At 45.7% G+C, this 22,389-nt stretch carries 23 protein-coding genes; 18 read left to right on the top strand and 5 right to left on the bottom strand.

The window, feature by feature from the left end:
• Positions 1–163 precede the first annotated feature (163 nt).
• From NIES208_RS02070 to NIES208_RS02045, 6 genes are all read left to right on the top strand, one after another.
• A complete protein-coding gene (locus tag NIES208_RS02070; protein ID WP_075889224.1) occupies positions 164–1,837 on the top strand; it encodes an ABC transporter ATP-binding protein in 1,674 nt (557 codons plus the stop codon).
• Between the two features lie 36 nt (positions 1,838–1,873).
• A complete protein-coding gene (locus tag NIES208_RS02065; RefSeq protein WP_075889222.1) occupies positions 1,874–2,668 on the top strand; it encodes a hypothetical protein in 795 nt (264 codons plus the stop codon).
• A complete protein-coding gene (locus NIES208_RS02060; protein ID WP_075889220.1) occupies positions 2,668–3,162 on the top strand; it encodes a type II toxin-antitoxin system VapC family toxin in 495 nt (164 codons plus the stop codon). The genes NIES208_RS02065 and NIES208_RS02060 overlap by 1 nt, the downstream gene beginning before the upstream one ends.
• 271 nt (positions 3,163–3,433) lie before the next feature.
• Positions 3,434–4,420 carry a metal ABC transporter substrate-binding protein gene (locus NIES208_RS02055; protein ID WP_075889218.1) on the top strand — a complete coding sequence of 329 codons (987 nt, stop codon included), beginning with the start codon at positions 3,434–3,436 and terminating at the stop codon, positions 4,418–4,420.
• Between the two features lie 54 nt (positions 4,421–4,474).
• On the top strand, positions 4,475–5,260 hold the full coding sequence (locus tag NIES208_RS02050; RefSeq protein WP_075889216.1) for a metal ABC transporter ATP-binding protein: 786 nt from the start codon (positions 4,475–4,477) through the stop codon (positions 5,258–5,260).
• A complete protein-coding gene (locus NIES208_RS02045) occupies positions 5,257–6,135 on the top strand; it encodes a metal ABC transporter permease (protein ID WP_075889214.1) in 879 nt (292 codons plus the stop codon). The genes NIES208_RS02050 and NIES208_RS02045 overlap by 4 nt, the downstream gene beginning before the upstream one ends.
• Positions 6,136–6,236: 101 nt before the next feature.
• On the opposite strand, the gene bfr (NIES208_RS02040) is transcribed toward NIES208_RS02045, so the two are convergent.
• Positions 6,237–6,704: a bacterioferritin gene (bfr, locus tag NIES208_RS02040; protein ID WP_075889212.1), complete on the bottom strand. Its 468-nt coding sequence runs from the start codon at positions 6,702–6,704 to the stop codon at positions 6,237–6,239.
• Positions 6,705–6,747: 43 nt separating this feature from the next.
• Complete coding sequence (bfr, locus tag NIES208_RS02035) at positions 6,748–7,212, bottom strand: bacterioferritin (protein ID WP_075889210.1); 465 nt, start codon at positions 7,210–7,212, stop codon at positions 6,748–6,750.
• A gap of 218 nt (positions 7,213–7,430) precedes the next feature.
• Between bfr (NIES208_RS02035) and NIES208_RS02030 the strand changes: the two genes are divergently transcribed.
• The 6 genes from NIES208_RS02030 (at position 7,431) to NIES208_RS02005 (ending at position 13,622) form a co-directional block, all read left to right on the top strand.
• Positions 7,431–7,634, top strand: a complete 204-nt coding sequence (locus NIES208_RS02030) for a (2Fe-2S)-binding protein (protein ID WP_075889208.1) — start codon at positions 7,431–7,433, stop codon at positions 7,632–7,634.
• 175 nt (positions 7,635–7,809) lie between these two features.
• Positions 7,810–8,832 (top strand): multicopper oxidase domain-containing protein, encoded by a 1,023-nt coding sequence (locus NIES208_RS02025; protein ID WP_075889206.1) that lies wholly within the window; start codon positions 7,810–7,812, stop codon positions 8,830–8,832.
• A 177-nt stretch (positions 8,833–9,009) separates the two neighbouring features.
• Positions 9,010–9,831, top strand: a complete 822-nt coding sequence (locus NIES208_RS02020) for a hypothetical protein (protein WP_075889409.1) — start codon at positions 9,010–9,012, stop codon at positions 9,829–9,831.
• Positions 9,832–9,923: 92 nt separating this feature from the next.
• Positions 9,924–10,583: a Fe2+-dependent dioxygenase gene (locus tag NIES208_RS02015; RefSeq protein ID WP_075889204.1), complete on the top strand. Its 660-nt coding sequence runs from the start codon at positions 9,924–9,926 to the stop codon at positions 10,581–10,583.
• 288 nt (positions 10,584–10,871) lie between these two features.
• Positions 10,872–12,410: an iron uptake porin gene (locus NIES208_RS02010; RefSeq protein ID WP_225875229.1), complete on the top strand. Its 1,539-nt coding sequence runs from the start codon at positions 10,872–10,874 to the stop codon at positions 12,408–12,410.
• A gap of 435 nt (positions 12,411–12,845) precedes the next feature.
• The gene (locus NIES208_RS02005; protein ID WP_075889200.1) at positions 12,846–13,622 is read left to right on the top strand and encodes a hypothetical protein; all 777 of its coding nucleotides are present in this window, start codon (positions 12,846–12,848) and stop codon (positions 13,620–13,622) included.
• Between the two features lie 241 nt (positions 13,623–13,863).
• Here the strand turns inward: NIES208_RS02005 and NIES208_RS02000 are convergent, their stop codons facing one another.
• Both NIES208_RS02000 and NIES208_RS18800 read right to left on the bottom strand, forming a co-directional pair.
• Positions 13,864–14,868 carry a zinc-dependent alcohol dehydrogenase family protein gene (locus NIES208_RS02000; RefSeq protein ID WP_075889198.1) on the bottom strand — a complete coding sequence of 335 codons (1,005 nt, stop codon included), beginning with the start codon at positions 14,866–14,868 and terminating at the stop codon, positions 13,864–13,866.
• 74 nt (positions 14,869–14,942) lie between these two features.
• Entirely contained in the window at positions 14,943–15,119 is a 177-nt protein-coding gene (locus NIES208_RS18800) for a hypothetical protein (RefSeq protein WP_171971692.1), read from the bottom strand.
• Positions 15,120–15,329: 210 nt separating this feature from the next.
• Here NIES208_RS18800 and NIES208_RS01995 point away from each other — a divergent pair, with 210 nt between their 5' ends.
• The 4 genes from NIES208_RS01995 to rodA all read left to right on the top strand — a co-directional run bounded on the left by NIES208_RS01995 (position 15,330) and on the right by rodA (position 18,875).
• A complete protein-coding gene (locus tag NIES208_RS01995) occupies positions 15,330–15,650 on the top strand; it encodes a 2Fe-2S iron-sulfur cluster-binding protein (RefSeq protein WP_075889196.1) in 321 nt (106 codons plus the stop codon).
• 52 nt (positions 15,651–15,702) lie between these two features.
• Complete coding sequence (locus NIES208_RS01990) at positions 15,703–16,230, top strand: DUF2062 domain-containing protein (protein ID WP_225875228.1); 528 nt, start codon at positions 15,703–15,705, stop codon at positions 16,228–16,230.
• Positions 16,231–16,309: 79 nt separating this feature from the next.
• Complete coding sequence (locus NIES208_RS01985) at positions 16,310–17,455, top strand: quinone-dependent dihydroorotate dehydrogenase (protein WP_075889192.1); 1,146 nt, start codon at positions 16,310–16,312, stop codon at positions 17,453–17,455.
• Positions 17,456–17,579: 124 nt separating this feature from the next.
• Positions 17,580–18,875, top strand: coding sequence for a rod shape-determining protein RodA (rodA, locus tag NIES208_RS01980; RefSeq protein ID WP_084176501.1), 1,296 nt, complete (start codon positions 17,580–17,582; stop codon positions 18,873–18,875).
• Here rodA and NIES208_RS01975 read toward each other — a convergent pair.
• The gene (locus tag NIES208_RS01975; protein WP_075889190.1) at positions 18,870–20,099 is read right to left on the bottom strand and encodes a methionine gamma-lyase family protein; all 1,230 of its coding nucleotides are present in this window, start codon (positions 20,097–20,099) and stop codon (positions 18,870–18,872) included. The genes rodA and NIES208_RS01975 overlap by 6 nt on opposite strands.
• Before the next feature lie 399 nt (positions 20,100–20,498).
• On the opposite strand from NIES208_RS01975, the gene NIES208_RS01970 reads away from it, so the two are divergent.
• Both NIES208_RS01970 and NIES208_RS19570 read left to right on the top strand, forming a co-directional pair.
• A complete protein-coding gene (locus tag NIES208_RS01970) occupies positions 20,499–21,323 on the top strand; it encodes an acyl-CoA desaturase (protein ID WP_075889188.1) in 825 nt (274 codons plus the stop codon).
• Positions 21,324–21,856: 533 nt separating this feature from the next.
• Positions 21,857–21,988: a hypothetical protein gene (locus tag NIES208_RS19570; RefSeq protein ID WP_282956255.1), complete on the top strand. Its 132-nt coding sequence runs from the start codon at positions 21,857–21,859 to the stop codon at positions 21,986–21,988.
• Positions 21,989–22,389 lie beyond the last annotated feature (401 nt).

Raw genomic sequence — 22,389 nt, 5'->3', positions numbered from 1 at the left:
AAAGGTATAGCCTATCATCATCGCACCGATGAGCCCCTTGTAACCCTACTCTATAGAAATTCCGCCGAATCACTTACTATAAACCTGCCCACCGTCACCCCCCTTTCCTTTGAACAGCGATCGCTCTAGCTATCTAAAGCTACTTCCGTACCTGCGCCCCCAGATGAAAACGATTAGTCAAGCACTCGCTTGTACTGTCGCTTTTACAGTGTTTTGGCCAATTTTGGCGTACCTCGCAGGACAAATCGCCGAAGACATTGGCGCGGGGAATGTCCAGGGCATTATTAACCTTGCCGGCAAAGCCGCTATTATCTTTCTCATTCGCGGTTTAGTACAGTACGGACAAGACACCCTAATGGTCGCCGCCGCCCTCAAAATCGCTTTACAGTTACGGGTAAAAGTTTATGCCCATCTCCACAGACTGAGCTTGCACTACTTTGAAACAGCAAAAACCGGGGATTTATCCTATCGCCTCACAGAGGATATTGACCGCGTCGGTGAAGTGGTTAATAAAATTTTTCACCAGTTTCTCCCCAGCATTTTGCAGCTCATTGTTGTGTTGGGCTATATGTTCTGGGTGAATTGGCAACTCACCTGCGCGGCTCTTGTCATTGGCCCGTTGATGGCCGTACTCATCGGTGCCTTTGGCGAAAAACTCCTTGAATTTTCCCGCCGTAGCCAAAACCGCACCTCAAATCTCTCTGCTCTTTTAACAGAAGTTTTTAGCGGCATTCGTTTAGTACAAGCCTTTGCCGCCGAGGATTATGAATTACATCGCTTTGAACTAGAAGCAGAACAAAATCGCAAAGCCAAATATAAAGCCGCAAAAATTAAAGCTTTGCAATTTGTGGTGGTGGGTTTCCTGGAAGCGATGAGTGTCATTTTTCTCTTTTTCCTAGGAGGGTGGCAGATTTCCCAGCAAAATTTAACGGCGGCGGATTTTGTCGCCTATGTCGCGGCTGTCGCGTTATTGATTGATCCAATTCAAATTACAACGAGCAATTTTAATGAATTTAAAGAGGGGGAAGCGTCTGTTGATCGGATTTTTGAGCTGATGGCAGTGCAACCAACGGTCATCGAAAAGCCTGACGCGGCAGAATTACCCCATGTGACGGGTAAGGTGGAATATCGCCATGTGACCTTTGCCTATGAATCTAACAAGCCTGTTTTGCAGGGTATTGATCTACTGGTCAAACCGGGAGAAATGATCGCCTTAGTTGGTGCTTCTGGTGCGGGAAAAACGACCTTTGTGAATCTGCTACCACGTTTTTACAGTCCCCAAGGTGGTCAAATTTTTATTGATGGCATTGATACGTCATCGGTCACGCTAAAAAGTTTGCGCCAACAAATCGGCATTGTGCCCCAAGAAACGGTTTTATTTTCGGGGACGATCGCCCAAAATATTGCCTTTGGCCAGACTGATATTGATATGGACCAGGTTAAAGCGGCAGCAAAAATCGCCAATGCGCACCAATTTATTTCGGAATTTCCCCAGGGTTATCACACCTATGTGGGTGAACGGGGCGTTAATCTTTCTGGTGGTCAGCGGCAACGGGTGGCGATCGCCCGGGCGGTATTACTCGACCCGAAAATTTTAATTCTCGACGAAGCGACCTCTGCCCTCGATGCGGAATCTGAAGCCTTAGTTCAGGAAGCATTAGAACGCATTATGCAAGACCGTACTGTATTTGTGATTGCCCATCGCCTCGCCACCATCAGAAGCAGCGATCGCATTCTTGTTTTAGAAAATGGTCAAATCGTTGAGTCAGGCAACCACGATGAACTCCTCGCCCAAAGTGGTCGTTATGCCCAATTTCATGCTCAGCAATTTTCGTAAGCGAAAAGACTTGAAATTCTCCTTTATAATTCAATCATGGTAGTTACTGATGATTCGCCACTGATTGAAATGAGTCTCGTTGGGGGAGGGATTGCTCCCGGACAAATACGAGGCAAAGAGCTTGGCATCTTATTTTCTTCCACTGAAGATATGATTGCTTCTTACACACACGATAAATACTCAGTCAGCATTAGCGAAATAATCATAGGACCCAAAAGATTTGGCGATGATGGATACACAATTGAGTATCAACCAAGTATTCCGGAACTGACTATTCCCGCTTTTGAAGAACTATCTAATCGTATACAAACTGGTGACATAGACGGTCTACCACATCGAACAGTCGAAAATATTATTCACATACGAGATTTATCAAAAAAAAGAAAATTTGATGCTCGTTTTTTTACGCTGAACGGAACTCGCAAATACCAAACATCAATTAACGAAGATTTCAAGATTCCCGAACCTTTTATGTTAGAAGGTGAAACAACTTTATACGGGAAAATCTTGCGTGTCGGGGGAGACGAACGTAACCCGAAGATTCGAGTTCGACTGATATCTGGTGATTTTATCAACTGTACCTGTTCAGGACTATCGATAATTCGCCAGGCTGGGAGACGTTTGTATGATGTCGTCGGTTTAAAGGGTATTGCTAATTGGGATGTTGAAAGCATGACGGTAAAGCACTTTCATGTTCAAGATTTTACAGACTACGAAGATCACCCCATTGACGAAGCTTTTGAGCAACTACGAGGAAGTATTGGAAAGGCCTTTTCTCATATAGAAAATCCCATTGAATACTTCGCTGAACTAAGACATGGGACAGATTAATGGATGTAGTCTGCTTAGATACAAATATTGTGATTTGGGGCATACAACAAAGATCGCATCCAGATCGAAAAAATAAGATTCCTCAAGCAATGCAGTTAATCGCCAACTTACAAGCAGCAAAAAATAATGTAATTGTTCCATCTTGTGTTTTTGCTGAGTTACTGATGGGTTGCAATCCAAAACTCAAACGTCAAGTTTCTTCAGAGTTATCAAAGTTTTCTAAGATTGTTCCATTTGACATCGCTGCCTCTTACATCTTTGGAGAATTGGCTACGGAAAAATGGGGGTTCCGTAAAGAGATGGGTCTACAAAGAGAAAAGATGAAGTTTGACATGATGATTGTTGCTACAGCTGTCGCCCAAAAAGCAGGCATCATCTACGCAGGAGACGGCGACATTGAAAAGATAGTACAAGGTTCTGAGGTCGCTAAAAGTTTGCAAGTCAGAGATATGCCTCCTTATCAACCAGGCTTATTCGACGGTTTGCATAGCTAAAGTAGCCGATAAACTGTGTCAAAGAGTAGCGATTTTGTAGATCTCAGCCTTAAAACTTAGCTCTGCAATGAATGCTTTTGCCGAAAGGAAATGTCGCCTCCAATTTCATGCTCAGTAATTTTTGTAAAAAGCCTTCTCAGACTACTTTACAGTTCCAGTCCAACATGTAACAGATTATTACGAGAGGCAAGATTAGAGGCGATCGCCCGACAAATATGAAAGAAAAATGAGACAATAATCACAATGTTTTTTCATATTGTGTTGTTTCGTCATGGTTTTCGTACCGCATTTTCGCCAAAAAATCGCCCTGTCTAGCGTACTCTTGGGTTTATGGTTAGTGGGTTGTAGCCCAGAAACAGCCGAGGTCTCCACATCCGCTGAACAATCGGAAATCAGCACAACAGCGACAGAGCAAGACGACCGAAAAAAAGTTTTAACGACCTTTAGTGTCCTTGCGGATATTGCCAAAAATGTGGCGGGCGATCGCCTGATTGTGGAGTCCATCACAAAGATTGGGTCAGAAATTCACGGCTATGAACCGACACCCAGCGATCTAGTGCGGGCGCAGGATGCCGACTTGATTTTGTATAACGGCATGAACCTTGAGCGGTGGTTTGAGCAATTTCTCGGCAACCTTGAGGATGTGCCCTCAGTCCTGCTCACCGAAGGCATTGAACCGATTCCCATTGGCTCTGGCCCCTACACCGATAAGCCGAATCCCCACGCTTGGATGTCACCGAAAAATGCCTTGATCTATGTCGAAAATATTCGTCAAGCGTTCACAGAACTTGACCCGGAGAATGCTGATTATTATGCCGCGAATGCTGAAGCCTACAGTGCAGAAATTCAGGCGATCGCCGACCAACTGGAAACAGACTTAAGCCTTGTGCCAGCAGAGCAGCGTTACCTCGTTAGTTGCGAAGGGGCATTTTCCTACCTCGCGCGAGATTACGGCCTAGAGGAAATTTACATTTGGCCGATTAATGCCGAACAACAATTTACGCCCAAGCAGGTGCAAACGGTCATTGAAGCAGTAAAAGAAAATAATGTGCCGACAATTTTCTGTGAAAGCACCGTGAGCGATGAAGGACAAAAAGAAGTGGCAAAGGCTTCGGGAGCAAGATTTGGCGGCAACCTCTACGTCGACTCCCTCTCCACAGCAGAAGGCCCTGTCCCCAGCTATCTTCAGCTCCTCGAATATGACGCGCGCACCATTGCTAACGGTTTATTAGCCGGGAGCCAAACCCAAAGCGATTAACCCGTTTTTCTCCTTTGATTTTTTATTCCTAAACCTCCACCCACCGAAACGACCATGACTGCCTCTTTCCTAGATATCACAGTCCAAAACCTCAGCGTCACCTACAGCAACACTCGCCTAGCGCTGTATAACGCCAATTGCCATGTTGAACCCGGTAGGATTACCGGACTTGTCGGCCCCAATGGTGGCGGCAAATCAACTTTGTTTAAATCGATTATGGGTTTCCTCAAACCCACGGAAGGACGGGTGGCGATCGCCGGACATTCCGTCAAAAAAGCCCAGAAAAAACAGCTCATGGCCTACGTGCCCCAGTCCGATGAAGTGGATTGGGATTTTCCGGTGAGTGTCTTCGATGTCGTGATGATGGGACGCTATGGCTACATGAACTTACTGCGAATTCCTAGCGCTAAGGATCGTCGTTTGGTGATGGAAAGTTTAGATCGCGTCGGCATGGTGGAGTTCCGCGATCGCCAAATTGGAGAATTGTCCGGTGGTCAGAAAAAACGGGCATTTTTAGCACGAGCCCTAGCACAGCAAGGCAAGGTAATCTTGCTCGACGAACCCTTTACTGGCGTGGATGTCAAAACCGAAAAAAGCATCATTGATTTACTTTTACAATTGCGGGACGAAGGCCACACCATTCTCGTTTCAACCCACGATCTCGCCTCGATCTCCACATTCTGCGATCGCACAATTTTATTAAACAAAACAATCCTTGCAGAAGGGACCACCGCCGAAACCTTTACCGAAGATAATCTCGTGATGACCTTTGGCGGTTTACCCATGAGCAGCTTACAACAACTGACCCAAAAACCCAGCCAATCCGAGGTTGACGCATGAGCGCCTTAGTAAATATCACCAACTGGATCATAGAACCATTGCAATATGGTTTTCTCGTAAAAGCCATTTGGGTCAGTGCCTTTGTCGGCCTAGTCTGTGCCGTTTTATCCTGCTATATCACCCTAAAGGGCTGGTCGCTCATGGGCGATGCGGTGTCCCATGCCGTTGTACCCGGTGTCGTTGTCGCCTACGCCCTCAATATTCCCTTTGCCATCGGTGCCTTTATGTTTGGCTTTGGGGCAACCGTGGCGATCGGCTATGTCAAATCAGCCACGAGGCTAAAGGAAGATGCCGTCATTGGCGTTGTCTTTACGGGATTTTTTGCCTTTGGATTAGTACTCGTCACCAAAATCCCCAGCAATATTGATCTTTTTCATATTTTGTTTGGTAATGTTCTCGGCATTTCCCAGAGTGATATTATCCAAACCCTAATTGCTGGCACATTAACCTTGATAATTATTCTGCTCAGGCGCAAAGATTTACTCTTATTTTGCTTTGACCCAAACCACGCCAAAGCCATTGGTCTCAATACCCAGACGATGTATTACACATTGCTGTCAGTCTTAGCTCTCACTATCGTTGCTGCCCTACAAACCGCTGGCATTATTCTCGTTATCGCCATGCTGATCACGCCGGGGGCGATCGCCTACCTATTGACCGATAGATTTGATCACATGCTCTGGATTTCCAGCGCCAGCAGCATCTTTTCCTGCATCATGGGAACCTATTTGAGCTATCACCTCGATATTTCGACTGGTGGCTCCATTGTCGTTTTGCTATCACTGATCTTTGTTGTAACCATGTTCTGTGCACCGAAATATGGCGTACTCACTAAACGTATCGTTAAGCCCGATATGCCAGAGTCCATTTCCTAGACAGGGCTCAAGGGCAAACAACCAATAAACAATCATATAAAAAATATTTAGGGACTGAGCCAGCAAACCCAATCCCTAAACAGTCGTCACCATGCAAGCCTTTACATTTGCGATTGCAGATAGTTTTGTAGGCCAATCTTTTCGATCAGACCTAGTTGCTGCTCCAGCCAGTAAGCATGGTCTTGCTCTGTATCCGTCAAAATCGGTAACAAAATTTCTCTCGTTTGATAATCCTGCTCCGTCTCACACACGGCGATCGCCTCCTTGAGATCTGCCACCACCTTATATTCATAATCAAGGTCATTTTGAAGCATCTCAGGCACAGTCTTACCAATATTCAAGCCCGGCTGACTAGAAAGATCCGGCGTATCTTCCAAAAAAAGAATCCGTTCAATCAACAGTGCCGCATGGGCAGTTTCATCCTGCATCTCATGGTCAATCCGCTCATAGAGCTTATTCAAGCCCCAATCTTGAAACATGCGCGAATGCGTAAAATACTGATCTCTAGCACCAAGCTCATTACGCAAAAGCTTATGTAATTGTTCTAGGACTTTTTGATTACCTTTCATTTGTTTCTTCTAAAAATAATAAATACGTTACTTCGACACAGAACTAAACCATAGATTGCAAATAATTTTGCAAACCAGAATTTTCAATGAGCCATTGCTGCGTCTCAAACCAGTCAATTTGCTCCTCTGTTTCCTCTAAGATTTCTGACAGTAGGTCGCGGCTGACATAATCCTGCTCCTGCTCGCAAAATTGAATCACAGCAGCCAACTCAGTACGGATTGTCTGAGCCGTCGCCAACTCATTACTGAGCACTTCTGGGACATCTTCACCGATCATCAAGCGACCCAAACTCTGGAGATTTGGCAAGCCACCAAAAAACAGAATTCGCTCAATTAAGACATCGGCCTGCTTCATTGCCTTAATTGAATATTTATATTCCTGCCCGTTGAGCTTTTCTAGACCCCAGTTCTTGGCCATTCTCGCGTGAAGAAAGAACTGGTTAATCGCTGTTAGTTGTGATTTTAGTACAGCATTAAGTTGCACATTAATGGCAGATTTTCCTTGCATTACATTTAGCCTATTTTCTAGTCATTAGGGATTCACTAATCCGTAACCCCTCACTATATATAGATTACTACAGCAAGATCCATAAGCATTCCAAAGAAGTCACAAAAATTGAATTTTCCGTAGTCCCTTAAAAGTTAATGAAAATTACTTGCAATAAACGAAAAAATAGATCATAGTAGTAGCAATTAAAAACCAAGTTTTTTTTACATGAGGTTGCCATGTACGTTTGTATTTGCCGTGGAATTACCGAAAAGCAAATTCGTCAAACAGTATCCCAGCAAAACTGTTCTCCCCAAGAGCTAACAGCAACGATAGGAGTAGGAGCCGACTGCGGCACTTGCATGGCCTATGCCTGTGAACTTCTAGAAACGCTCGGTAATAATAGTGCGTCTACAGGTTCCTGTTCGAACGGAATGTCTTAGGAATCATTATCAAATTATTGTTTGACTAGCTAGAAGCCTTCTCATTACAAATAATTCTTTTTTACAAATGAACATTTTTTGGTTCGAGAAAGTAACCAGATAGAAGAAAAAAATAAAACTATCAAAGACTTATTCGAGAGGAGCATTTCGGTTTCATAATTTGCTTTTGATGTATATGTCCAAATTTCCTAGGAATTTTTTTTCGGGACAGTTAGATCGCCGCCATTTCTTTCTCGGGGGATTAGCGGGATTTGGGGTTAGTGCGATCGCCGCCGCTGCCTATCGAAACTTCTGGGCTCAACCGCTAAAAGCCAATGCCGCACAAATTCCTCCGGTGGAGCTTGATCGACAAAGCATCGAGCAAAATGGTTTTGACCCGATGCAGGTTCTTCGTGATTTTAATTATGGTGAGGTAATTGAAGAAGAGGGCCGCAAGATACGTGTGTATCATCTTGAAGCGAATAGCACCGAGATTAACCTTAATGCAGCTATTAAGTATATAAGTTGGAATATTAACCGCCGCGTCCCCGGCCCCACCCTCAGAGCCACGGAAGGCGATCGCCTCCGCATTATTTTTCACAATGCAGACGGACATTCCCATACACTCCATTTCCATGGGACTCATCCAGAAGAAATGGACGGTGTCAAACCAGTTCGCCACGGGAAAACAATGGTTTACGAATTTGATGCGATGCCCTATGGTGTTCATCTCTACCACTGCCATGTTGCACCAGTGACACGCCATATTGGTAAAGGCCTATTTGGGATGTTCATTATTGATCCGCCAGAAGGTCGCCCGCCCGCCGATGAAATGGTTCTTGTGATGGGAGGCTATGACATTAACAATGACGAAAAAAATGAGCTCTATGCCTTCAATGGCATTCCTAATGTTTTCCGCGATCGCCCAATTCCGATTGTCCAAAATCAATTGGTGCGCTTATACATCCTGAATATGATCGAATTTGATGTGGCAGTAACGTTCCATATACACGCCAACTTTTTCCAGCTTTATCGCACAGGCCGCACATTAACTCCCAATGAGGAAAGCGATGTGGTGACAATGGGAACTGCAGAACGCCACATTCTCGAATTTGCCTACCCCTTCACTGGCAAATATATGTTTCATCCCCACCAAGACTACATTGCCGAACATGGTTGCATGGGCTTTTTTGATGTGCTCTCTCCATCAGAAGCTTAAAAATCTGACTCAATTCACATTTTTTTACCGTGACGCGCTAGCTCATACCACCCACTGAAAAAACACTGAACAACAAATATTTGAGGAGCTGTCTAGCCAGTCAATTATTGACAATTAATAATATTAAAATTAGCCTTGGCTTTTATTCTCTTATTGCAAATTATTTTGATTAATTTTATGAAACCCATTAAACCTGTTGAGATGTTTCTTGCCTTAGGGCTAGCGGCCAGCCTTGGTGCCTGTGGTACTCCGACTCCTGAAGTTAGTGGGGGTGCAGAGGGTGATGAAGCTGCAACAACGGAAGAAGTAAAAGAAAAGGATCAGTCTGGGCATAGCCATGGTGGCGAAGGCGGCGAGGGCGGTGAAGGTGCGGCTAGTGGGAACCCTGATATCGACTATATGACGGCTCTAGGCTTGATGAAAGGTCACCTCATGGTTGCTGAAGAGCTTGTCGCGGCAGGTGAATTTGAGCAATCTGAACCTCACATTGGTCATCCTGTCGAGGAAATTTATGGTGATATCGAAGATGAGTTGCCGGAACGGGGTGTTGAGGATTTTAAAGATACTTTGAATGCTGCCCATGACATTGTCAAAACTTCGCCCGAATCTCCTGAACTGGTGACTAGTTTGGATGCTTCTATTGCTGCGGTGGATGGGGCGATCGCCCAACTGGGTGATGAATACCTTGGAGAGCCTGAGTTTGTGATGGATGTGGTGAAAAATTTACTGGTGGTAGCTGGGGAAGAATATGCGGCATCCATTGCCGATGGCGTATTCGTTGAAGCAGTCGAGTACCAAGATTCTCGTGGTTTTGTCATGTATGGCGAAATGTTATTTGAGAAAGTTGCTGGTGATTTAGACGCAGACGCAAGTGCAGCGATCGCCACAGCGTTTACCGATTTAAAAACAGCTTGGCCTGCACCAATGCCTCCCGAAACGCCAGTCAAGACACCCCAAGAAGTTTTGAATTTAATTGTTGAGATCGAATCGAATCTTTAAAGATTCGACGGTTTCATCTCCACTAAATTTAAGGTTAGATCGTTTTGGTGATCCCCAAGGCGATCGCCTTTTTTTGTATTTCTTACCCACCCATGCTGTTTGCCATCCCTCAGGTTTTAACCCCAGAAGAAATCGCTGATATCCTCACAGTGCTGGAGTCAGCGGAGTTTATAGATGGTAAATTAACGGCGGGTTGGCATGCCAAACTTGTTAAAAACAATCAGCAGCTTATCTCTAAAACTCCACAAGCAGATAGTCTCAAACGGCAAGTCAAAAAAGCCTTAAACGACCATCCCCTCGTGCAATCTGGAATTCGTCCAAAAAGCATTCATACCCTGCTGTTTAGTCGCTACGACACAGGGATGTCCTACGGTCGCCACACCGATAATGCCCTGATGGGAGGCATGCGCTCTGATGTCTCCTTTACGCTATTTCTTAACGAACCCGACGAGTATGAAGGTGGTGAATTAGTCATCGAAAGTGCCGATGCAGAACAGGGCTATAAACTCCCTGCGGGGAATGTGATCGCCTATCCTTCGACAAGCTTGCATCGCGTTAATCCAGTCACTTCAGGGATGCGCCTAGTGGCTGTCGGCTGGATTCAGAGCTATATTCGCGATCCTCAACACCGCGAAATTTTATTTGACCTTGAAGTGACACGCCGTAGTCTTTTCGCGCAATCTGGCAAAACCAATGAATTTGACCTGCTCTCTAAAAGCGTCGCAAATCTTACGAGAATGTGGTCAGAATAAGCCTTTTAGACTTATCTTTTTTCAGCTTTAGACAACTTCGCTCCATCATAAATGAACGGCTTTATATCTAAAGTTTCTCAATAAAGTTGACACTGGGAGGATTTTTTCGTAATCTTGACTTTGACTTAATTGCCAATTATTTGCAGTTGATGTGATCCATTTTTCCTGTTTTTAGTCTGTCATCCAAAGTGCAGCCGTGTGTATGTGAGTCACTTGGAGGTTTGGACGACCAGACATTTTGTGTGTAAGGAGTTTTTCATGAAAAGTCTATTTAGAGTCACGACAGCGATGACAATCGCCTTGGTTGGCGGCTCTCTTTCTGAGGCGATCGCCCTTGAGACAGACTATTTGTCTATGCAGGATGATCTATTGACCCAAAGTAGCGGCGACCTTGGTCAGGTCAACAGCGTTTTCCAACTGCGGGATGTTGCACCCAGCGACTGGGCATTTGATGCACTGCGTAATCTCGTCGAAAAATATAACTGCATTGTCGGTTATCCCGATGGTACTTTTCGCGGCAACCGTCCCCTCAGCCGTTACGAGTTTGCAGCAGGCCTAAACGCTTGTCTGCAGCAAATTGAGCGTTTGATTGTGGGTGGCGGCACTGACGTTGATGCAGCAGATATCACTCGTCTTCGCGCACTTGTTCAAGAATTTGAAGCAGAGCTGGCAACCCTTGGTGCTCGTGTCGATGATCTTGAGGGTCGCGTTGAATTTCTCGAAGATCACCAATTTTCCACCACAACAAAACTGGAAGGGAAAGTTATTTTTGCGGCGATCGCCGGAACAGGCGGTGCAGCAGACGATGATCAAGTCACCTTCGGTAATCGTGTCCGTTTGAACCTGGACACAAGCTTCACTGGCGAAGACAATCTTCGTGTACGTTTGCTTGCTGAAAATCTAAACTCTCCCGACATTGGAACCAATGAAGGAACCTTGGGCTTTGCTGGCGACAATGGTAATGATGTCGAAGTTGATGCTTTAGTCTATGCCTTTCCCATCGGCGACAAACTAGAGGTGGCGATCGCCGCCAATGCTGGTGCGTCTGATGATTTTGCAAGTACAGTTAATCCCTTCCTCGATGGCGATGGTAACGAAGGTTCGATTACTGCCTTTGGTACGAGAAACCCAATCTATTACCTCATCGAAGATAAAGGTATTGGCCTCAACTACTCCTTCAGCGACAAAGTAAATCTGGGCGTTGGCTACATGGCTCCCGATGCCAATGATCCTTCTGGCGGTAATGGTTTATTTAACGGCGCTTATGGCGCATTAGCCCAGCTTCACTTCACACCGAGCGATCGCTTCGAGCTAGGGTTGACCTATGTCAACAGCTACAACCTCAGCGATACCGGTACTGGTAGCAACAACTCAAATCTCCGTGAATTAACTGGCAATACTGTCGACACCACAGCAAACTCCTTTGGTGTTCAGGCATCTTGGTCTATTTCCGATAAATTTGTCCTCGGCGGCTGGGTTGGCTACAGCGACATCGAGACTGTTGATGGCACAGCGGCGGTAACGGATGGTTCTGCGGAAGTTTGGAACTGGGCAGCCACTGTGGCGTTACCAGACCTCGGCAAAGATGGTGCCCTCGGTGGATTGATCGTTGGTATGGAGCCTCGCGTCACGGACTCCAACATCACATTCAACGGTGCTTCGATTGAAGATCCTGATACTTCACTTCACATCGAAGCCTTCTATCAGTACCCCATCAACGACAACATTTCCATTACGCCCGGTCTTGTTTGGTTAACTTCTCCAAACCACGATGACAGCAATGACAGCGTTGTTGTCGGTACGATTCGTACTCTATTTAGTTTCTAAGAAACGTCGATTCTCTTCACACGTTTTTTACTTTAAGTTGTTTCCTCACTCTCGATAAGGTGGTTGGTGTTTTACACTAGCCACTTTTTTCTTTTTTGGGCGATATCCAGAGAAGTTTTGCCTGCGGTGAAGTCGGTGGCGATCGCCCTCAGCCTACTCATGTGCACTATTAGACGTGCCGTTGTCATTTGTCATTACTGCATTCCAAGCAGGTCACCCGTCACTGCAGGGGTGTGACCTCCGCATTGTCATTTTTTATCAATATGGCGATATTCGCCAGTCTGTCTTGCCTCCAGAGATTTGCCTCCTCTTAATTTGCCAATGGTGAATTGACAACCAAGCAAAAATGATTATGATTATCATTCTTAGAGTTAATACACTCTATGGGCCTGTCTTTATCCGATCTGTTTTTCTAATCCTTGGAGTCTTTCAATAATGGTGTCACTAAAAAAAATATTTTTGCCGGGTCTGTTCCTATGGGCATTCCAGGCTACTTCCGCACAGGCACAAGTCTTTGAAATCATTCACCCCGATGTAGACAAAGGCAAGTTCAAACTTGAAGCCCTTTCAGGCGTTACCCTTAGCGAGGTCGAAGATGGAGAAGAAGCGGCAGCTTTTGAGTTTGCTCTTGGCTATGGCGTTACTGATTTCTGGAAACCGACTTTCGCGATTGAGCTAGCAGATATCGAAGGCGGCAACCTAGAAGTTGAAGGCATTGAGTTCACGAACGTGTTTCTATTTACATCAGGTGAAGAAGAGCATGGTCATGATGATGACGAGGATCATGACGGTCACGGACATGGCAGTGCTTTTGGTCTTTTTGCCGGGCTTGAAATCCCCAATGAAGGTGGTATTGATAAAGGTGCCCTTGAAATTGGCCCGATCGGAGAAGTCACCGTTGGCGACGTTAACCTGATTGGTAATCTCATCGTTGAGATTCCTTTCGAAGATGAAGACGCAGGCTTGGCTTACGCTTTCGGCGCTTCTACTCCTGTCAGTGAATCTGTTTCGTTGGGCATCGAAGCCTATGGCGAATTGGAAGAATTTTTCGGCGGTACCGAAGAGCAATCTCACTTTATTGGCCCTGCGGCTTACTTTGAAACTAGCCTTGGTAAAGATCGTGTGCTTGAACCTAGAGTCGCGTTGCTATTCGGACTGAGTGAAGATGCGCCTGACGCAGTATTGTCGTTCAACCTTGAAATGAAATTTTAGGCAGCCGATGGTTTAGAACCTGAGTTCGGTTTAAGCATGGTCTGGAATGATGACGCGGCGAAAAGGAGAGCCAGGGATGGGGCGATTTTTCATTCAAACAATTTTAATGTGGATGTCCGTTGATGTTCCGTGTCTCCCCCTCTCCGTGTCTCCCGATCCCAATGTCCCCGTGTCTTCAAGGTATTCAGATAACTCCTTAACCCGAACTGACGTTGGGTTAGTCATTTTTTGTGATCAATTTTTAGGGTATTGTTAACGCGATTTTTCCGGTTGTTGAACCTGTGGCGATCGCCGCGTGAGCAAGCTTGGCATCAGCGAGAGGAAAAGTTTGTCCGAGATGAATGTGTAGTTTGCCAGATTCAAACCATTCTGCACATTGTTTGAGAATTTCGGCATGGTGAATTTGTCCCGCCACATCACCCGTCAACATTGGCGTTAGCATCAGTTCTAAACCAATCCGCAGATTACGTTTGCGGGCGAGCTTGAGATTATCCAAACTAAAATCCGGCTCCAAAATCGTCACCAAATCCCCGTACACTTTTACCGCTGGCACTGTATCCCAAAAAACTTGACCACCTACGGTATCAAAGGCAATATCAACCCCTTCACCATTAGTGAGATCTAAAACCGCCTCCGCAACATCAGTGTCTTTGTAGAGAATGGTTTCGTCCGCTCCCAGTTGCCGAGCTAAACGCGCTTTATCCGGCGTACTCACCGTCGTAATCACCTTTGTGCCCCAATTTTTTGCTAGCTGAATCGCCACATGACCAACGCCACCAGCCCCAGCATGAATTAAGACTGTTTGCCCTGCTTGAATGCGAGCGCGATCGCCGAGGGCTTCCCAAGCCGTAATAAGTACTAAAGGCGCTGCGGCTGATTCGGGAAAAGATAGATTTTTTGGCTTTTTCGCAACAAAACGACTATCAACAACCGCGTATTCAGCGTAATTACCAGTACCCGCCTGACCGAGACCACCATCACAAAAATAAACGAGATCTCCCGCCCGGAGACCTTTGACCTCAGCGCCGACAGCTTCTACAACCCCTGCACCATCACAGCCGAGAATCGTGGGTAAAGGATCGTCGTAAAACGTGCCTCGGCTCCGGATTTTTGTATCAATCGGGTTAACGCCCGCTGCGGCTAACTTCACTAAAATATGATGCGGTGTAACAAGTTTTGGCTCTGGAAAATCTAAAAGAGTGAGTACCTCTGGAGTACCCACTCTCATCATGGCGATCGCCTTCATCGTGACCTTAAAAAATAGCTAGAAATTACGCGACAAAATAAACAATAAACAACTTAAAATTTTGCGAGAAGCCCTTAGATCAAGTCATAACGGTGGCAAACCATCGCAAAGACAGAAGCCATCAAGGTGATAGCAAGGGCGATCAAGGGATTTTGACCTTGGCTCACAGCAAAGGATGTCGCTACACCTGCGCCGAGGCCGGCAACCAAAGCCGCCTGTAAATAATCTTTCTTCGTGCCGCCGTTATACATAAATTTACTCTTCGTTGTAAAACTTGCTTTAGAGGTTGCTGGGAAAAGTGCTTAAAAAAACAATTTCGCCATTTAAGCTATCACTGGCTTTTGTTCAGACGGAGGAACTCGCAATCAACATTTAGAATTAGCGACATTTCTTAATGTGCGCCCTGTCAAGTAAAATACTTGCCTAAAGAAACCCTAAAGAAATCGCATATTTTTCCTTCTATGACCACTACTTACAAAGTCGAAATTAAGCACCGTGGCGAGACGTACAATATCGAAGTTCCGGAAGATCAAACGATTCTAGAAGCTGCCCACGAAAATCAAATCGACTTACCGACATCCTGTAGTGCGGGGGTTTGTACCACCTGCGCAGCTTTGATTACAGAAGGAACAGTCACTCGGGAAGAGGGTATTGGTTTATCGCCGGATCTTCAAGAGGAAGGTTATGCCTTACTTTGTGTGGCTTATCCCAGCTCCGATGTGAAACTGGAATCAGATAAAGAAGAAGTCGTTTACGCTCGACAGTTTGGCCAAAGTTCTTAACTTTTTGTAATGATAGAGATAGGGGATATACAAGCCCCTCTTTTTTTATCTATTGACCGATAGTTCTATGGTGGTGAGTCAGCCATTGTCTCGGAAACGTGTTCGACACCCTTTTTTACGCTGGGTCAAGTATTGGTATTTGAAAATTCGCCGTCAAGAAGGTACATCCGAGGCGATCGCCAGAGGTTGGGCTTGCGGGGTGTTTGCGGGATGTTTTCCCTTATTTGGTCTGCAAACACTGCTGGGATTATTTCTGGCGACGATTATTCGCGGCAATAAATTTACGGCGGCAGCGGGGACTTGGATTAGTAATCCGTTTACCTATGTGCCGATTTATTATTTTAATTTTCGAGTGGGCGAGGTTGTTCTCCAGCAGCGCTCAGATTTTAGTGTTGCTCAGCTAGAGTCTTGGGCGGAAATGGGTGTGGCAGGCGTAAGTTTTATCACAACGCTATTTGCGGGCTGTACTGTGGTCGGGATGACTCTGGGCATAAGTGCTTACTTTGGCACTTTCGCGCTGACAAATTATTGGCGATCGCGGCAAAAGCAACATCAAAACGTTCAAAATAATTCCCATTAACCATAGCCAACTCCTGTGAAAATGATGTGCTGATTCCAATCCTCGCTACACTGGGATGAGTCTTCATTTTTCTGTATTCATGGCGCTACTAAACTTTGCAAAACCCAGCTATCCCCTCGTTTTAGCCGCGTTTAAAAGTAATCCTGAGCAAGGACATCGCCAGCTTATCAAAACTCTCCACTGGTTAGAGCGATCGCCGGAGATGGTGTGGAGCCAATTTGCCAAGACGCAAATGGAAGCAGATTTTTGTGTGCGAGATGCGCGGCTAGAACAGAAACTTTGGGGTTTAGATTTTCCCAATCCCGTCGGACTTTCTGCGGGTTGTGACAAAGATGCCATGGCAGCGGGGATGTGGTCACGCTTTGGGTTTGGCTTTGCGGAGATGGGAGCCGTAACACTGCACGCTCAACCCGGAAATCCTTTACCGCGTTTATTTCGTTTACCGGAAGACAAAGCTGCTTTAAACCGTTTAGGAGCAAATAATCTTGGCGCGTCAGTAATGGCAAAAACCTTGGCCGAAAGTTGGTCAATCGAGCCACGCACCATTCCCATCGGCATTAATCTCTGTAAATCTAAAATTACGCCCCTCGACCAAGCCGCTTCAGATTACCAAGGCAGTTTTGAATATCTCGAACCCGTCGCCGATTATTTTGTCGTCAATGTCAGTTCGCCCAATACACCGGGTCTGCGATCGCTCCAAGGTGGCGAACAAATTCAGCCGATTCTCGATGCCCTCCAAACAGCGAACACCAACAATAAACCGATTTTAATTAAAATTTCGCCTGATCTGGACTGGGAGGCGATCGCCAACATCCTCAAAATTGCCCAAGCCTACGAACTTTCCGGCATCGTTGCCACCAATACAACCACCAAACGCACAGGCTTAAAAACAAAAATCCTCAAACAAACCGGCAATCCAGTCACCGAAGAAGCAGGCGGCATTAGTGGCGCTCCCGTCCGGCAACGATCCACCGAAGTGATTCGTTTTATTTACGAAAAAACCGAAGGCCAATTACCGATTATCGGCGTAGGCGGAATTTTCAACGCCGACCATGCTTGGGAAAAAATCACCGCTGGCGCAACCATTCTCCAACTCTACACCGGCTGGATTTACGAAGGGCCTTGGATTATCCCCAATATCCTCAAAGGTTTACTCACCAAACTAGAAGAACACAACCTCAATCACATCTCCGAGGCGATCGCCCTCGATTTTCAGCAAACCTAAATTACTCAAATCAAAATTCCGATAACTGATAACTGATAACTGATAACTGATAACTGATAACTGATAACTGAACTATGGCAAGATAGGGGTAATTTTTTCACAACGCTTACCCTTAGCGTCAATTATGTTTCGTCGATCCCCTCGTCGTAATCCTTTCCAGACTTATATTGTCCGTCCCACCTTAAATTGGCTTAGCCCTTGGCTAGGAATAGATTGGTGGCTCATGACTGTGACGATCGCCCTAACTGCCATTGCCGGTTTAGCGATCCGTAGCGCCCAGCTCAATGTCGGCATAATCGATTGGCGACAACATTGGATAACCGCAATTATTGGTCTGATTTTTTGTTTTCTAATTGCCCGCACCCGTTACCAAGCCTTAGTTTTTGGCCATTGGATTATTTACGGTTTGAGTCTTGTTTCCCTAATCGCGGTAATGGCGATCGGTGCAACAGTCAATGGCGCACAAAGTTGGATTGGCGTAGGGGGATTTAATGTGCAGCCTTCAGAGTTTGCGAAAATTAGTTTGATTTTGACCCTTGCGGCACTACTCCACAAACGCACAGCTGCCAGTATTCCTAATATTTTGCGAGCAACAGCCGTTGCTTTTGTGCCTTGGCTGTTTATTGCTCTCCAGCCAGACCTTGGTACAGCAATGGTCTTTGGCGCGATTGGCATGGGCATGATCTATTGGGCAAACGCGAATCTAGGTTGGCTAGTATTAATGATGTCCCCTCTGGTATCGGCGGTGATGTTTAATGCCTTTTTCCCTGCTTGGGTAATTTGGTTTGGACTCGTCGGGGCGATCGCCTGGTTTAGCCTCCCATGGCGGTGGTTTGGCACAATTGGCACAATGTTCGTTAACGCCGCCGCAGGAGCTGGTGCAGGATTTTTTTGGAGCCTCCTCAAAGATTACCAAAAAGCCCGTTTAACATTATTTCTCAATCCCGAACAAGACGCATTAGGGGGCGGCTACCACTTAATTCAATCGCGCATTGCCATCGGCTCTGGGCAACTATGGGGACAAGGTTTGTACGAGGGTTCCCAGACCCAACTGAACTATGTACCTGAGCAGCATACGGACTTTATTTTTTCAGTGATCGGTGAAGAATTAGGCTTTATCGGGGCGATCGCCGTAATGATTTTATTTTGGATTTTGTGTTTACGACTCATCCGCATTGCCTGCAAAACCGAAGATAATTTTGGCTCACTGATTGCCGTCGGTGTGCTTTCAATGATTTTATTTCAGGTTCTCATCAATGTTGGCATGACCCTCGGCGTTGCCCCAATTACCGGGATTCCACTACCTTGGCTCAGTTATGGACGCTCATCGCTCCTCACGAACTTTATTGCCATCGGTTTAGTACAAGCCGTCGCCAACCGTACATCCCGCAACAATAACAGCAGCGTGACAGGTCTATAGCTCAGCAAATGCCTCTAACACTGCTTCTAGGGCGATCGCCCCGTGAGTCCAGTGAGTGCCCCCCTGACAAAAAACGATATAAGGCTCCCGTAATGGCCCATCCGCAGAAAGTTCTGAAGTGCTGCCATCAATAAACGTCCCCCCAGCCATCACCAAATCGCTGGCATAACCCGGCATGGGCGCAGGCACAGGATCGAGATAGGAACCCACTGGCGAAAATTTTTGCCAAGCGCGACAAAACGCTAGTAATTTTTCGGGAGAACCCAGCTTAATCGCCTGAATCACGTCTTGCCTTGGTTCGCTGGGTAAAGGTTTAACTTCGTAACCTAAATCGCGAAAAACTTGAGAAACCAGCAACGTACATTTAACAGCTTCGGCGACCATCTGTGGCGCTAAAAATAAGCCCTGAAATAGCAAGCGATTTTGGTCGTAGGTTGCCCCACCATGACTGCCAATGCCCGGAGCTGTGAGACGACAAGCAGCCTGTTCAACCAATGGGGCTTTCCCGGCAATGTACCCCCCACCCGTCACAATAGTACCACCGGGGTTTTTAATGAGAGAACCTGCCATCAAATCAGCACCAACCGCAGTCGGTTCAAGAGTTTCAATAAATTCACCGTAGCAATTATCGACGAAGCAAACGGTGTTAGAATTTTGCGCTTTCACCGTTTCAACAATGCGCTTGATTTCCGTTGTCGATAAACTTTTGCGCCACGAATAACCACACGACCGCTGAATCAAAACCATGCGGGTTTCTGGCTTAACTGCGGTTTGTAAATTTTCCCAATCAACCGTTCCCGCTGCAGTCAATTCCAGTTGCCGATAGCCAATCCCAAACTCCCCTAAAGATCCCTGTCCTTTTTCCCGGAGACCAATCACTTCTTCTAATGTGTCATAGGGCGCTCCGACAACAGCCAAAAGCTCATCTCCCGGCCGCAGCACACCATACAAAGCCGCGGCGATCGCATGGGTTCCCGACACAAACTGAATTCTGACAATTGCAGCTTCCGCACCCATTACCTCTGCGTAAACTTTATCCAGCGTTTCCCGTCCTAGATCACCATGACCATAACCACTCACACTACTAAAATGATGCACCCCAACCCTATGATTCTGGAATGCCCTTAAAACTTTTTGAAGATTATGCTGAGTCCGTCGATCTATATCTAAAAATTGGGATGTAAGCGCGGCGATCGCCCGATGAATTCTCTCAGCAGGAGTCATATCAAAACAGAACCATTCAATTTAGTCTGCTTATCATATCAGCGATTTGCCCCCATCACCCCTCAAAAATCATCCCCAAAAAGCCATTCAATACTTGCCTAAGCCCGTGAACAAATGTAGAATAGAAGCCATTTTGATGAAGAAAGCCGCTGCTTTTACCCAGAAAGCGAAGCGAAAGAAAAGTTAAAGCTAAATTCCCTCGCAAAACTTTCAAATATCACGGATTTTCGACTGTTCCAAAACAATAAAACGAGTACAACCGAAACATCCCACAACCCCAAGCCTTACAATGCTTTGCATCGTTTCCACCCCAGCAAAAATCCAAGCACCCCCACAAATGCACTATAGTCAAGCAGACGGTGTCTTAGATTCAACCAAACCCTCCAGAAAGGACTTTTCATGACTGTTGCCACTTCAAAAAAACTTTCCCTAGATTGGACCACGGTAATTTATTTTAGCCTCATCCACATTGTCGCTCTACTCGCCTTTTTACCAAGCAATTTCAGCTGGCAGGCCGTTGGCGTTTGCCTACTATTTCATTGGATTACCGGTGGAATAGGCATTACCCTTGGCTTCCACCGTCTCGTCTCACACCGGAGCTTTCAAGTTCCAAAACTGCTCGAATATTTCTTAGTTTTTTGTGGAACATTGGCATGTCAAGGCGGTCCCCTTGACTGGATTGGTTTGCACCGCATTCACCACAAACACTCAGATGACGTTGTAGATCCCCACAACTCCCTAAAAGGATTCTGGTGGAGTCACATCGGTTGGATGCTCTTCGAGATTCCTGCTCGTTCCCTAATTGAGCGTTACACCAGAGACATCAACCAAGACCCATTCTACAGATTTTGTCAAAATTTCATGGTTCCCATCCAAGTCGTTTTAGGTCTTTTGCTCTTTGCATGGGGCGGCTGGCCTTTTGTTATTTGGGGAATCTTTGTACGCCTCGTCGTCGTTTTCCACTGCACTTGGTTTGTCAATAGCGCAACCCATAAATTCGGTTATGTGAGCAATGAAGCCAACGACACATCCCGCAATTGCTGGTGGGTTGCCCTCCTAACCTACGGCGAAGGCTGGCACAACAACCACCACGCCTTTGAATACTCAGCTCGTCACGGTTTGAACTGGTGGGAATTAGATATTACTTGGATGACAATTAACCTACTCAAAATGCTGGGCTTAGCGAAAAAAATCAAGCTTCCCCCCACCATGAAAGATGCCTAAAGCTCTTTGAATCAGGATCCAACAATCAAACCCGTTTAATATTCAAAAGATGTCTCAACGACATCTTTTTTTATACTTAATTTGACCGCCATTGTTCTTATCACCAAGGCTCACAAGATTAGTACAAAGTCCTTGAGGTTTAAACGAGGATTTTTTAAAAGATTTTGTTTCCGTCGCTCGAAGTTCACAAATCCCCGACTTTGTCATCCGAAACTTATTGGCTTTGACTATCAGAACATCAGTTATAGATAAGAATGTAGCCAAAATTCTTTAGAGAAAAGGAGACACGGGGAAGCAACGAAAATTTGCATTTTTTGAAAGCTAGGATTGTTTGCATAGAAACATCTCCCTATCTCTCGCTTTCTCATTCACCGCGTCGTACTTCCGAGCATTCTTAAGCAAAACTCACATTATCAGAAGAACTTCGCAGTACTCCAACCATAGGTGAAAGCTTGGTTAGTGGTATAGCAAAGCATGGACAAAGTGAACAGTTTACACAGTATTTTTTGTTACGTAGACATGCTTAATATGACATGGGAATTCCAGCTAGAGCCAACTGCGGGTCAGTTAAGCCTTGTGATGTGGCAGCTGCTCAAGTCATGAGTAACCGTGGGCAACGGGAAATCGAAAATGCCTATGGAGTCGAGGTAGCGGGGCATCGGTAACGGTGTCTAGCCACGGGCAGTGAAACAGGAAATCTTTGGGGCGACCCAGGGAATCCCCCTACAGACCCGCTAGGGTTGCTGAGAGAGGATGTCAAAGATGAGAAAGAAACTACCGATAAAATTTGAGTCAAATAGGCGATTACAAGGTTTCTTTAGGTTTTTTTAACCCAGAAATTCATCAAAACTGGAAAAAAAACGATTCCTAACCTAAAATAGTCTATTAAGAAAAGTAAATTTCTCTCACAATTGCGTTTGCGTCTATCATTTATCTCGATGCTACGTAGTTTGGTCGTTTTCGACCCGAAATCATATTTACTCATTAATTTAGATTTGGAGATTCCGTTTATATGACTATTGCAGTCGGACGCGTATCCCAAGAGCGGGGATGGTTTGATGTCCTC

This window comes from [Limnothrix rosea] IAM M-220 (assembly GCF_001904615.1).
GTDB lineage: Bacteria > Cyanobacteriota > Cyanobacteriia > Cyanobacteriales > MRBY01 > MRBY01.
This window is presented reverse-complemented; position numbering and strand designations above follow the sequence as displayed.